This window comes from Butyrivibrio sp. NATIVEDY162 (assembly GCF_045999815.1).
In the GTDB taxonomy this organism is placed as follows: Bacteria; Bacillota; Clostridia; order Lachnospirales; family Lachnospiraceae; genus Butyrivibrio.
Genome location: NZ_CP172573.1, coordinates 2,567,156 through 2,580,325, shown reverse-complemented (window position 1 = coordinate 2,580,325; position 13,170 = coordinate 2,567,156). Strand labels below are relative to the sequence as shown.

Genomic DNA, 13,170 nt, shown 5'->3' with positions numbered 1-13,170 from the left:
TTTGTGACAGCTCCCTATTTTGTGCTGTAAATCATCTCAATGAACCTGGATAGCCTACTAAGGCTTTCTTTGTTCCCAAACCTGTTTTTTTACAATGTACAATTATTGTTATTTTTAGTTGGAACTGCTTACATATATTACCTCTCTGTTCAAAATCTTATCCGGCTCAGATTTGCACCAGCTGCGAACTTCTCATACATATCGATTTTTCTCATGTACATCTCAAGAATAAAAGAGATTCTTTCTTCGCTAACCTGCGAGTCCTTAAGATACATTTCTTTGATATGCTCAGGACTCGGGAGCTGCTGAACATCAATAAGTTTCCTGTTCTGAACATACTTTAGCAGTTCCAGTTCTTTTTCCTTGAACCCTTGGGAATCCTGGGATAAGACATACTTATCCGTTACAGGAACAATATCCCTTCCAACCAACATACTCTTACCGCTGTCATAGATGGGCGCCATGGAAAAAAACCTAAGACTATCTGCATCCCTCAGAATAGAAATGTTAGTCAGATGTCTGTCACGGTTACTGAAAATGAAATCAATCAGGATTTCAAATTCAAGATAATCCCTTACAGCGTTCCGGTCCAGTCCGTTTTTATCACATACATTTATGAAGTGTTCATAGCCGGAAATATTATTAGGCTTAAGCTCGCTTGTCATAACTGCATAGGCAGAAACCAACTCTTTTTTCTGAGAAGTAAAAAGCTCAGATGAACATCCAAAATCATAATCCTTACCATCAATATGGAGCAGTGAATACTGCGCAGAATCTCTACCCTGGGCCTTTATGGCTTCACTTATAATGACTTCATTGATACTCTCGCTAGAATATACATCATGATTACCCTTCACGAGCTTTCTGATACCATTTTCGATGATCCATGTTTTTTCAAGATTCCCCTGAAGAGAAGAATTCGGGTGATACGCATCCACTTCTTCATTGCCTACCTTGATTTTTCCAAGCAGTAGGTTTTCTTTAAAGTCGTTGTCAAAAAGGTTCACCTTTTCCCAGGTAAGTTCTGACCCGAGTGGTCTTATCCAGTAAAAATCAGTAAGGCTCAGTCCCAGATTCTGCGTCAAAAAAAGGCCTGTCGTCTCAATCCCATTGTCCCTAAGCATCTTCTCAACCTTACCCTGCTTAATAGGAATGGCACGGTCACGCCACCACTCAATAATACCCTTAGGACTTGTCCTGCTCTGCAGCGGCAAAAGAGCAATGTTCTCCTTTTTTCCCAACTTGGTAATATTTCCATCTTCTCCTATCTGGAGCAGCATCACTTCTTCATTTTTACGCATCAGTGTAAAAATAGCCATATCACTCACCGCCTAACAGTTCATTTTCGTATTCATTCTCAAGGGACATCCAGGCATAATCAGAAATAAAGCAGCTCGGTACATCCTTCTGCTCATCCAGCCTCTTTATCTTTCGAACACCATCAACAATATAATCTATTTCGTAGTGGTTATCGCCTGACAAAAGAAGTCTTCCTGAAATGTCATACTCATCGCTATGGGTAGTCTCTATCAATATCTCTCCCCGATCGCGGTAGATTGCTTCCACGATTGCTCTGTTTACAAATTCACCCATGGTCTCTCCCATAGTTTCTGCATGGGCTTTTATGAAATCAAGATTTCCTTTATCCGTACGCACTCTAATCTGGTCAGTTGAATTGACGTATCTTCGTGTAGCTTCCTTTTGTGCTTCTGTATAAATAGCTCCCATACCTTTTACCTCACGCTAATATAGATACACTATATCTGTAATTATAGTGTATCTATATCATTCGCTTGTGTCAATATCGGCTACTATATGCCTTTAATATATATAAAGGTCTCCTCGTCCTAGAAAAAGCGCCCTCCTCCGAACGGATTTGGACGCATTTTGAAAAATCTGTATTATTCTCTTCTTTTCTCAGGATACTTAATATAGAAGTTTTCCTTCTCCTCAAGCATCTGTTTGTTTGCATTTCTAAGAGCTTTTCTAAGGTCTCCCTCGTCACTATCGAAAAAGCTTCCTATTGCAAAATATACTCCTTCAGGATTGCTCCCTCGTTCTCTTAGTTTTTCCACTTTTTCTTTAAAGCTTTCCTCTTCAGCATTTTCGCATATAACCGCGAACTCTTCGCCCGCTGATCTGAAGACCTCAGTCTCATCAAATATATCACTTAAAATCTTTCCTGCTTCCTCAAGGGCCTTGTTTCCGGCATCGTGACCGTTCTTTTCATTTAAGGCCTTCAGTCCGTTCATCATGCAAAATGCAACACCAAAGGGTCTCTTTTGCCACTTAAGCTGTTCCGCATATTCATCAACAACACGGTTCATGGCAGCTCTGTTTCTGACACCAGTCCTTAAATCCACACTTGTAAGCCATTCCAGCCTTGCCAGGAACTGATTGTTAGCCATTTCAGATGACAAAAACAGCGAAAGTATTTCAAGTGTCTCCTTTATATTATGAGCATCATCCACATCAAAGTTGGTGACAAGTATGTAACCGACAATGTCTTTTCTCTGCATCAGCGGTACCATACATAGGCTTTCCACACCTTCCATCCTGAGCATTTTTGCCCATGCCGGAGATACATTTTTGACACAGTTATCTATCTCATCCTTGCTTCGCATAATGAAGCAGTCGCTCTCACCGATAAGCGAACTCCATTTTTCAGCAATATCATATGAGACTGTTGAAAATGTCTGACCCGCGGGGAGTGCTCCTTCTGCCATGCTTTGACTGATAAGCTCGGTTTTCCTTTTTTCTCTATTCATTGCAATAATACACGCAAAAGAGGCCTTTGTGAAAACCTGTATATCCTCAATAACCTGATTTACATTGACTTTAAAGTCGTTGTCGCTTCTTAGCTCCAGGCAGCTTTTGATAACAAATCCCGCAACCGTAGGTGATATGGTTGAAAACTTTCCGGCATCCATCTCCTTTGTCAGGTCATAAATATACTGACAGTATCCGATTTTCCCGTCTTCATCAGGCTGTAATGGAAGAAAAATATTATCAGACCAGACTCCGAGCACTTTTGTAGAATCTACATAATTATGTATTTTCTCTCCGCTGAATGCCACACGCATGCAGATATCTTCAAATTCACCAAGCTTAGGTATGAACCTGGTATATAATTCACCCTCAACCGGTTCGCCTGTCATACTGAATTTGTCATTTGCCGCAAAAATTCTTATTTCTCCTGCTGTTCCATCTTCATTTTTTTGTACTGAAAGGATTGCACAAGGACTGGTAACAGACTGCGCTATAAGCTTATATCTCTCATAAGTAGAAATAGACGAATCCATAAATTGCCCCCTGACAACATAACTGTAGCGACTATTATTATTTTAGCATAAAAAAATGTATGAAATAGTAAAAATATAATAAACAAAAAGGGTGCCGTACCACTAAGCACAGCACCCATATTACCCCTTTTAGAAACCGCTTGTCCCCCAAACGATTACCCATCAGATAATAAACTAAGCATTAACAAAATTTTTATCAGTTCTTAACCATCATCTTACCGCCACGCTTTGATACTACATCAAAGATAACAGCTGCAAGAAGAACTACACCTTTAACCACTTTCTGCATGTTGGCATCAACACCCATAAGTGACATACCAAGGTTGATAACACCCATAAGAACAGCACCGACAATAACTCCGGGAACAGTACCGATTCCGCCGTACGCAGATGCACCACCGATGAAGCAGGATCCGATAGCATCCATCTCGTAGTTCTGTCCATATGTAGGCTGAGCGGATGTAAGTCTTGCAATTGTGATCATTCCGGCAAGTGCTGCAAGGAATCCCATGTTTGTGTAAGCAAGGAAGTAAACCTTGTTCGTATTGATACCTGAAAGCTTTGTAGCCTTTTCATTACCACCTACTGCGTAGAAGTAACGACCAACTGTTGTATTGCTTGTTATATAACCATAAACAAGAACTACTACAAGTACCCATATAAGAACTGTAGGAATACCTTTGTGCTGAGCAAGCTTATATGAGAAAACAATGATTACTGCTGAAATAGCAACCAGCTTGCAGATGAATGCGCCAAAGAGTTCAACCTCATAGTTCTTTCTTGATCTCTGCATACGTGTGCTAACCTGCATCATGATGAAAAGAGCTGTAGCAACAAGTCCTGCAAAGAGACATGTAAGGTTAAGTGTTCCATTTCCAAAGATGTCATGAATATAGCAATCTGCTCCACCACCAAAGAGGTTTACAAAAGAGCTCTTGTCCTTGATTGAAACTGTAAGTCCGTTAAGTACTACGTTTGAAAGTCCTCTGAAAACAAGCATTCCTGCAAGTGTTACGATGAAAGGAGGAATTCTTACAAATGCAATCCAGAAGCCCTGGAAAGCACCGATTGCAGTACCGATAACAATCATGATAATGATTGCAATCCATACGGGAACTTTCATATTCACCATAAGTGTTGCACCAACTGCGCCTACAAAACATACTACCGAACCAACTGACAGATCGATGTTACCACCGGTCAGTATGCAGAGCAGCATACCTGTTGCAAGTACGAACACATACGCGTTCTGTGAAATCAGGTTACTGACATTCATGGGAAGCAATATTGCTCCACCTGTTCTAAATGAGAAAAATGCTACTACTATGATAAGAACAAATATCATAGTGTTTTTCTTTATAAAACCAAGTACCTGGCTCTTATTCATGTTTTACCTCCTTCTTTTTGGACGACTGTAAAATATAAGTCATAATCTTTTCCTGAGTTGCATCTTTACCATCGAGTTCTCCAACCATTTGGCCTTCGTTCATGACATAAATTCTGTCACACATTCCAAGTATTTCAGGAAGTTCAGAGGAAATCATGATAACTGATTTACCTTCAGATACCAGTTGGTTAATAATGCAATAAATCTCATATTTAGCACCTACATCGATACCTCTTGTAGGCTCATCCAGGATAAGGATCTCAGGATCTGCGAACATCCACTTTGCAAGCAATACCTTCTGCTGATTACCACCTGACAGATTGCCTACATTCTGTTCTACTGAAGGAGCTTTTGTGTTGAGCTTTTGTTTATAGTCAACCGCTACCTGATACTCTCTATCCTTATCAATTATCTTTCTCTTGCTGACCTCCTCAAGGTTAGCAAGGGTTGTGTTAATCTTTATAGGATTGGAAAGGATCAATCCGTTACCCTTTCTATCCTCAGTAACATATGCAAGACCGTGTTTAATTGCACTCTGCACATTCTTAAGAACAACTTCTTTTCCATTTATGAAAAGCTGTCCGGAAATATTTTCGCCGTAGCTTCTTCCAAAGATACTCATTGCAAGCTCTGTACGCCCTGCACCCATAAGTCCTGAAATACCTACAACTTCACCCTTCCTTACATTGATGCTTACATTGTTAACAACTTTTCTGTCTTTATATAAAGGATGGTAAACATTCCAGTTCTTAACTTCCATCATTACATCACCGATGTGATGTTCTCTATCAGGGAAACGATCTGACAATTCACGTCCTACCATTCCTTTGATGATTCTTGCCTCCGAGAAATCATCGACACCCTTGGTCATAGTCTCAATTGTAGAGCCGTCACGGATAACCGTAATCTTGTCTGCAACATAAGATATTTCATTGAGCTTGTGAGAAATAATAATGGATGTAAGCCCCTGCTCTTTTTTCAGTTTGAGCATAAGATCAAGCAAAGCCTGTGAGTCTGACTCATTAAGTGAAGAAGTAGGCTCATCCAGAATGAGAAGTCTTGCCTTCTTCGAGAGAGCCTTTGCTATCTCAACAAGCTGCTGTTTACCAACACCTATATCCTTAATCATAGTCTCGGTACTGTCCTTAAGTCCGACAATATCAAGATATTTACGAGCAAGATCACTTGTCTCGCTCCAATCGATTTTGAACTTTGATCCTCTTTCATTTCCAAGGAACATGTTCTCTGCTATTGTCATATAAGGTATTAGTGCAAGTTCCTGGTGAATAATAACGATACCTTTTCCCTCACTGTCCTTGATATCGTTGAACTTACACACATCGCCATCATATATAATATCGCCCTCGTAGGATCCATACGGATATATACCGCTAAGTACATTCATCAGTGTGGATTTACCTGCTCCATTTTCTCCTACCAGTGCGTGGATTTCGCCTTCTTCAACCTGGAGATTAACATTATCCAGGGCTTTCACACCGGGGAAGGTTTTGGTGATATTTTTCATTTCAAGTAATATCTTCGCCAACTTAACCCCTCCTTTTCACAATCTGCTTTTCCATTTTTTAGCTACCCATTTCTACTTTTATTAAAGCTCGGCTACAAAATCGCCAGGTTTATGCATACTTCGAGGCGGGTCATCAAAGCCCGCCCCGAAAGATTACATTTAATTAGTCTTACTGAAGCTGATCCTCTGTATAGTAACCAGAGTCGATAAGAAGTTCCTTGTAGTTGTTTACATCTGCGAATACAGGCTCGCAAAGGTATGAAGGAATGATACCTGTTCCGTTGTCATATGTCTCTGTATCGTTTACAGGAGCGTCTGTACCCTTCATAATAGCGTCAACCATCTCTACTGTCTTAGCAGCAAGAGTACGAGTATCCTTGAAGATTGACATTGACTGCTTACCAGCGATCATGTTCTTAACGTTTGCTACGTCACAGTCCTGACCTGTGATAATCGGCCAATCGCCTGTGTAGTTAGCTTCAAGTGAGTTTGTAACACCAAGTGCTGTAGAGTCGTTTGAGCAAAGAACTGCGTCAAGCTTTGTTCCATCAGCATAGTTAGCAGAGATGATAGCATCCATTCTGGACTGTGCTGTCTCTGTTGCCCAGTTAGCTGTAGCAACTTCGTCGAACTCAACCTGTCCGGACTTAACTACAAGCTTGCCCTCATCGATGTACTTCTGAAGAACGTCGATTGCACCGCCGTAGAAGAATCTAGCGTTGTTGTCACCGGGGTCACCTGTGAAGCACTCAATGTTGAAGGGGCCTTCAGCATTGTCAAGATCAAGCTGATCTCTGATATACTCACCCTGCTTTGTACCTACCATGTAGTTATCAAATGTTGCATAATAGCTTACAGCATCTGAGTTCATGATAAGACGGTCATAAGCGATAACCTTTACGCCCTGCTCCTTAGCCTGCTCAAGAACTGTTCCAAGTGAATCACCATCGATAGATGCGATAACAAGAACCTGTGCGCCTGAGCTGATCATGTTCTCAATCTGGTTAACCTGAGTAGCGATATCGTTTGATGCATACTGAAGATCTACTTCATAGCCTGCTTCCTCAAGCAGCTTCTGCATGTTCTCGCCATCCTGGTTCCATCTCTGAAGATCCTTGGTAGGCATTGCTACGCCGACCTTGCCGCCGCCTGATGCTGTTGTCTCAGTTGCTTCTGTTGTCTCTTCTGTAGAAGCTTCCTCTGTTGCTGCCTCTTCTGTAGAAGCCTCTTCAGCAGGAGCTGCCTCTGTAGCTGTCTCTGTTGATGTCTCTGTGCCAGATGTTGCAGGTGCGCTGTTTCCGCCACAACCTACAAGAAGTGATGTAGCCATTGCTACACTAAGAAAAGTACTAACAAGTTTTCTCTTCATGTTTGTTTCCCTCCCTATTGAGAAATTTCTGAGAAATTTTCTGTCGGATATTTTTATCCGCTGTTTACAGGATATACAATATCACAGAAAAAATAGGAATAATTTACGAAATTCTGCATATTTTTATAATTTGTTTATAAATAAAAATTACCCTTATAGCATTTTTTTGCTATAAGGGTAATCATTTTTAAAAATGTGCTATTCTGTACGCTTTTAGTTCTTAGGCATTTTAGACGGCACATTCAGATATACATCTTCTTTAAGATGGAATCCGCTCTTTATAATAACTTCATCCATGTTTTCTGCATTTACACTGACAGGATCAATCTTTAGATAAGGTACCTCATATGAGCCATCGGAAATTGTAACCAGCTCCTCATTTTCAGAAATAATATCCTCACCCTTGGCCATTTTGACGGCATATTCCGCTGCTCTTTGAGCCAGTTTCTCAATAGGCTTATACACAGTCATAAGCTGCGTTCCCTCAACTATTCTCTGGCATGCCTCAAGATCTGCGTCCTGGCCTACCACCATTTTTTTCCCTGCAAGCCTTTTCTCTGAAAGCGCCGTTACCACTCGACTTGCAAGATCATCATTTCCGCACATTATTGCGTCGCACTCAATGACTTTTCCCATGTTGCCATAAATATAATCGCCTGCAAGCTCTGCTTTCCATCCATCAACATAATAAGTATCTATTATCTCATTGCCATTTTCTTCCATTACTGATTCAAAGCCCTTGGATACCATAGGTACATTGTTATCACTCTGTGATCCGTTTAGCATAATTACCTTACCACCGGTAAGCCCGTTGTCCACCAGTGCCTTAGCCATCATCTCACCGACCATCTCATTATCAAAAGAAATGTAAAGGTCAACGTCAGCATCACTGATCAGCCTGTCGTAAGCGATGACCTTTATTCCTGCATCCCTGGCTTTTTTTATATTCGTTTTTAGGGAAGCAGAATCTATACAGACAATAACAATCACATCCATTCCTTTTTTTATGAAGTATTCAATCTGCTTTTTCTGTTCAGCAACATCGCCGTTGGCATTCTGGATATTTACCTCGGCCCCTAACTCCTTGGCCATGGATACAAATACATCTCTGTCCCTTTGCCATCTTTCTATCACAAATGAATCAAATGTCATTCCTATCTGAATCTTATCATCATCCTGTTTGTTTTGGCCGCTTTGCCCTTTTTCTTCTCCGGTGCATCCGCAAAGACTCACCATCATAAGTGCTATCATAACCGTTATCGCGGTTATTCTCTTTAAGATTGTAAGAATATCTGAATATCCTTCATGTTTATTTTTAGTTCTTCTGTCTTTTATTCTGTGATTCCGCGTTTTCATGTCTCTTCTGTCTGCCTTGCCGGGAGCTTTCCTTCCTTATATTCTGTCGGAGTCACTCCCACATTTTTCTTAAAGCTTCTGCTAAAATAGTTCGGATCTGTGTATCCGCACATTGAGCAGATTTCCTTCATTGATTTATCTGAATTAGTCAAAAGGTCCTTCGCTCTTTCTATCCTCACCCCTGTAAGATATTCGATAAAGGTACTGCCTTCTTCTTCCTTAAATACCTTGCTGAAGTAATAGGGTGAAATGTTCACAACCCTTGATACGTCGTCAAGAGATATATCCTTTGAAAAGTTTTCTTCAATGTATCTCTTAGCTGTCTTTATTGCGTCAGTGGATTTCTCCTCTCGCTTTATCAGCACATTTTTGCATGCAGAAGAAATTTTATCTATAAACCACTCTCTTAGCTGATCTGTCGTATCGAGAGCCATAATCTCCGGAAGATACTGATTTCTTCCTGAATAGTGATACGTCTGGCCTCCGTTAAGGTACATTATACGTTCTGCATAAAGCGAAAACTCTAGCACTTTGAGTCTCATGTCCATTAAGTCTCCGCCATTAACAGCATTGCTCATCCAATCCGCGTATTTATTGGCAATAGTAATTGCTTCGTCAAGATCGCCTTTTGAAACAGCCTCAAAAAGCGGTTTCTCCAAATCTATAGGATATCCCTCATCATAGTCACAGCTTATGGGAAGATCCTCAACATGTGCCACCGTTCCCGTTGTAGCAATGAGTGCATTAAGTGCTTCATGATAAGAGTCTCCCAGTTCTCGCAGCGGTTTTATTTTTCCTATTCCAATGCGGAATTTAATGTCTGTCTTTTTCTTGAGATACCTTGCAAGATCCCTTGCTTTGTCTACAACCTCAGTTCTCATGGCATATTCCATCTTCTGTGAATGTGAGGGAACAAGCACTGCTATCTTGTTTGCCATTACGTTTCCGATTTTACAGTCAAAAAACTCTTTTACGCCCTCTCTTATCTCCTGATACTTTCCGGAGATTTTTACAGAACTACCTATAGCATTAGTCATGTGGTTTCCCTCCTGAGAGTCACCACTGACTATAGCGAGCATATATCCGTAATTTTCCTCTATTCCCAAAATAGTCTTGTAGCTGTCTATATCCTCGTCAAAGTGTTCCTGAAGAAGTATGTCGTATATAAGTCCATTCTCAATTATTGGCTCAATAGTCTCCAGCTTTTCCTTTATTATAAGGTCATTGCTTCTCTTTTCACGCTCTCCGTCTATCTGAGCCATGGCCTTCTTTAGGACTTCTATAATCTTCATCCTGTCCACAGGCTTATTAATATAATCAAGAACCCCAAGCTTAATAGCTTCTTTTGCATAATCAAACTTATCGTAAGCAGTCATCACTATAAAAATAGTGTTTCCGGAAAATTTCTTTATTTCCTTCATGGCTTCAATACCATTGATTCCGGGCATGTGGATATCCATCACCGCTATGTCCGGTCTGAAGCGCTCTGCAAGCTCAATTACACTTCTTCCTGTTTTTGCAAATTCAATATCGCAAAGGTTCCCAAATTCCTTTTCAATTATGAATTTCATTGAGTCAATAACGATTCCCTCGTCATCGGCAAGCATTATTCTGTACATTTGTAACCCCTGATTTATCGGCTATGCCAATACCTTCCTAAATATCATTTTAGCGGAAGCTTTATCAAAACCTCACAGCCCCGGCCAATGCCTCCGCTCCTTATGGAAACCACATTCTCTTTTCCCGTGAAAAGCCTTAATCTGGAAATAACGTTTACCATTCCAATTCCGTTATTATCATGTTGCTTTTCATCCTTACTCCAGCTTCCATCCAGGATTCTGTCTATATCTACAAGACTTATCCCCTTTCCATTATCACCCACACTTATGCATACATCATTGTCCTCGCGATATACCTTAAGGGTTATCACACCCTTATCCCCCATCTCTCTGATTCCATGGTTGACCGCATTTTCAACTATAGGCTGCAGAACCATGTTGGGCATGGCTATTGAGAGAAGCCTCTCATCTACCTGTTTGTGATATTGTATATCACCTGAGAATCTAACATTCAGTATCCTGATGTAATTATCAACAAGGGTCACCTCTTCCCCTACTGTCACTTCGGTCTCATGATTTTTTACATTATATCTGAAAAAGTCTGCTACTGTCTGTACATATTCGTAGGTTCTGTCAGCTCCCTCCATCATTGCAAGCTGAGCTCCCGCATTTAATGTGTTAAAAAGGAAATGCGGATTTATCTGGGCCTGAAGATATTTTAGCTGAGCATCCTTAAGGTGTGCTTCCATCGTCAGCTCCTTCTCCTGCATCTGACGTTCCTTTTCCATGCTCTCTCGCTGTCTTATAATATATTCCTTTATACTGATGACCATCTTGTTGAAGGCTCCAATAACTATACCAATCTCATCATGGTATGGTGTCCCCGGAAGTGTGGTATCAAAATTGCCCTCTGCCACCTCATTTGCCGAAGCTGCCAGCTTTTTTAAAGGACTTATCATCATTCCAACTATTATAATGATGCTGATAATATTCCCTATCATTACAAGAGTCAGTACCAAAATGGAAATAAGCTCAAACGCTCTGAATGCCCCCGCCAGTTCAGTGTAGCGCTCTGAGTTGTTCTTAAACTGTTCGTTATTCAGTCTTGATATATATGTATTTATATATTCATAAAGCTCCGTCGCGTCCTCATAATGAGTTCTGTACTTCTCAACATTTCGTCCACGCTTAGCTTCTATCGTCTGCGATACCCCATCAAGATAATTCATGGACATGTTACTGATATTGCGCTTCATTCTGCTAAAAGCAAGATCCGTAACCTTTCCTCCAAGCTCTTCAGCCAGATTTTGAAGGCTCTGGGCACTTTTATAATAGTTTTCCAGCGAATCAGTGGTCTTGGAACTAAGATAAAGCGTCATATTGTCCTGAACCGCCGTGAGGGATTCAGACAACTCGTTTAACTGCCGGTTGTCCTGATATACCATCTCCATATCAATTGCCATACTGTTGATTCCCAACACCAGAAATACATTGACAATGAAAATCATGATATTGGCAACCATGTAGATGCTTACGATTTTCTTTTGAAGGGGGAGGTTAAAGAACCTATTCATTGCTCTCCTCCTTCTTTATAAATTCGTCCACATTATTTCTGTTTATGAGCGTAACGTCCGCAGTGAAATATTCACTGGTATTACCATATTCATAATAATCAGAAAGAGCATCTATGCAGTATTCTCCCATCTGCTTTGTATCGATTGATATTGTGGCATATACAATATTTTTCTCAATCGCACTTACAATAGACTCTGAATTATAGTAGCCAAGAATATTAACATCTCCAACTTTATTAAAGTCAACAACTGCCTGGTAAGCGCATACTGTATTTTGTTCATTAAGGCATACAATAACGTCCGGAACACTGTCATTTAAAAAGATATCTCTGATAGATTCCTCTACAGAAAAGGCATTTTTATTATCCACAGGTACAATAGAAATTGAAAACTCCGAATTTGTGGCATTTTCCTGATCCAGTGTCTCCTGCAATCCTGATATTATGATATTCTGTCCGCTATCCTGGGAATCCGTGTTAACAAGAACTGCTATCTGCATAGTTTTGCGATGTCCCATTTTTTCAGATTCAATAAAGTCTTCTCTTCGCTTCTCCTTAATTATGTTGAAAATCTGTCTGCCATACTCTCTTCCGATGTTATAGCTTCCCACTCCCACAAAGCTTCGCCTGTTGGAGTGAGTGCTGTCACCATATAAGGTTATGACCGGAATTCCTTTCTCATCAGCTTCATTTATGAGAGAGGTCATCTCCTCATTTTCACTGGCAAAAACTATAATCCCGTCAACCTGTGAAGCAATAGCGATTTTCATCAGCTGCTCACAGCTGTAATCACCGGCAATGTTCTCACCCAACAGATCAACGTAGACATTTTGTTCTTCAGCAGCTTCCAAGGCTCCCTGATATACCGACTGCCAGAAATCAGATTTATAGTTATCGGTTATCATTACATAATATTTGTCGTACTCTGTTGCCTCCTGAGACTTGCCAATATCTGCCATATAAAAACGAAAAACAAGTGCTCCCACCACCAGCGTTGCCATGGTAAAGAGCACAGTTGTAAACAGAAGTATTATTTGATTATTAAGTTTATTAGTTTTTTCCTGTGTCCCCATAATCTGAATTTTAGCAGATTAAAGGT

At 40.5% G+C, this 13,170-nt stretch carries 10 protein-coding genes; all 10 read right to left on the bottom strand.

Translation table 11 applies throughout. From position 1 onward, the window contains the following. Positions 1-149: 149 nt before the first annotated feature. The 10 genes from ACHCNF_RS11165 to ACHCNF_RS11120 all read right to left on the bottom strand — a co-directional run bounded on the left by ACHCNF_RS11165 (position 150) and on the right by ACHCNF_RS11120 (position 13,144). Positions 150-1,319, bottom strand: coding sequence for a hypothetical protein (locus ACHCNF_RS11165; protein WP_408069865.1), 1,170 nt, complete (start codon positions 1,317-1,319; stop codon positions 150-152). A 1-nt stretch (position 1,320) separates the two neighbouring features. Then, on the bottom strand, positions 1,321-1,728 hold the full coding sequence (locus tag ACHCNF_RS11160; RefSeq protein WP_408069864.1) for a hypothetical protein: 408 nt from the start codon (positions 1,726-1,728) through the stop codon (positions 1,321-1,323). A 173-nt stretch (positions 1,729-1,901) separates the two neighbouring features. After that, positions 1,902-3,302, bottom strand: coding sequence for a GGDEF domain-containing protein (locus ACHCNF_RS11155; RefSeq protein ID WP_408069863.1), 1,401 nt, complete (start codon positions 3,300-3,302; stop codon positions 1,902-1,904). A gap of 196 nt (positions 3,303-3,498) precedes the next feature. Next, positions 3,499-4,689, bottom strand: a complete 1,191-nt coding sequence (gene mmsB / locus ACHCNF_RS11150; protein WP_408069862.1) for a multiple monosaccharide ABC transporter permease — start codon at positions 4,687-4,689, stop codon at positions 3,499-3,501. Next, positions 4,682-6,235, bottom strand: a complete 1,554-nt coding sequence (mmsA, locus tag ACHCNF_RS11145; RefSeq protein ID WP_408069861.1) for a multiple monosaccharide ABC transporter ATP-binding protein — start codon at positions 6,233-6,235, stop codon at positions 4,682-4,684. The genes mmsB and mmsA overlap by 8 nt, the downstream gene beginning before the upstream one ends. 148 nt (positions 6,236-6,383) lie before the next feature. Then, positions 6,384-7,583, bottom strand: a complete 1,200-nt coding sequence (chvE, locus tag ACHCNF_RS11140) for a multiple monosaccharide ABC transporter substrate-binding protein (protein ID WP_408069860.1) — start codon at positions 7,581-7,583, stop codon at positions 6,384-6,386. Between the two features lie 213 nt (positions 7,584-7,796). Beyond that, complete coding sequence (locus ACHCNF_RS11135) at positions 7,797-8,819, bottom strand: sugar ABC transporter substrate-binding protein (protein ID WP_408072232.1); 1,023 nt, start codon at positions 8,817-8,819, stop codon at positions 7,797-7,799. Positions 8,820-8,935: 116 nt separating this feature from the next. After that, positions 8,936-10,558: a helix-turn-helix domain-containing protein gene (locus ACHCNF_RS11130; protein WP_408069859.1), complete on the bottom strand. Its 1,623-nt coding sequence runs from the start codon at positions 10,556-10,558 to the stop codon at positions 8,936-8,938. Positions 10,559-10,602: 44 nt separating this feature from the next. Further along, positions 10,603-12,072: a sensor histidine kinase gene (locus ACHCNF_RS11125; protein WP_408069858.1), complete on the bottom strand. Its 1,470-nt coding sequence runs from the start codon at positions 12,070-12,072 to the stop codon at positions 10,603-10,605. Next, the gene (locus tag ACHCNF_RS11120) at positions 12,065-13,144 is read right to left on the bottom strand and encodes a sugar ABC transporter substrate-binding protein (RefSeq protein WP_408069857.1); all 1,080 of its coding nucleotides are present in this window, start codon (positions 13,142-13,144) and stop codon (positions 12,065-12,067) included. The genes ACHCNF_RS11125 and ACHCNF_RS11120 overlap by 8 nt, the downstream gene beginning before the upstream one ends. Between the last annotated feature and the right edge of the window lie 26 nt (positions 13,145-13,170).

Excerpts from the sequence above, each read along its gene's own strand:
- mmsB (WP_408069862.1), bottom strand. The coding sequence starts at position 4,689 with ATGAATAAGAGCCAGGTACTTGGTTTTATAAAGAAAAACACTATGATA.
- ACHCNF_RS11125 (WP_408069858.1), bottom strand. The coding sequence starts at position 12,072 with ATGAATAGGTTCTTTAACCTCCCCCTTCAAAAGAAAATCGTAAGCATC.
- ACHCNF_RS11120 (WP_408069857.1), bottom strand. The coding sequence starts at position 13,144 with ATGGGGACACAGGAAAAAACTAATAAACTTAATAATCAAATAATACTT.
- ACHCNF_RS11135 (WP_408072232.1), bottom strand. The coding sequence starts at position 8,819 with ATGGTGAGTCTTTGCGGATGCACCGGAGAAGAAAAAGGGCAAAGCGGC.
- chvE (WP_408069860.1), bottom strand. The coding sequence starts at position 7,583 with ATGAAGAGAAAACTTGTTAGTACTTTTCTTAGTGTAGCAATGGCTACA.
- ACHCNF_RS11155 (WP_408069863.1), bottom strand. The coding sequence starts at position 3,302 with ATGGATTCGTCTATTTCTACTTATGAGAGATATAAGCTTATAGCGCAG.
- ACHCNF_RS11130 (WP_408069859.1), bottom strand. The coding sequence starts at position 10,558 with ATGTACAGAATAATGCTTGCCGATGACGAGGGAATCGTTATTGACTCA.
- ACHCNF_RS11165 (WP_408069865.1), bottom strand. The coding sequence starts at position 1,319 with ATGGCTATTTTTACACTGATGCGTAAAAATGAAGAAGTGATGCTGCTC.
- ACHCNF_RS11160 (WP_408069864.1), bottom strand. The coding sequence starts at position 1,728 with ATGGGAGCTATTTATACAGAAGCACAAAAGGAAGCTACACGAAGATAC.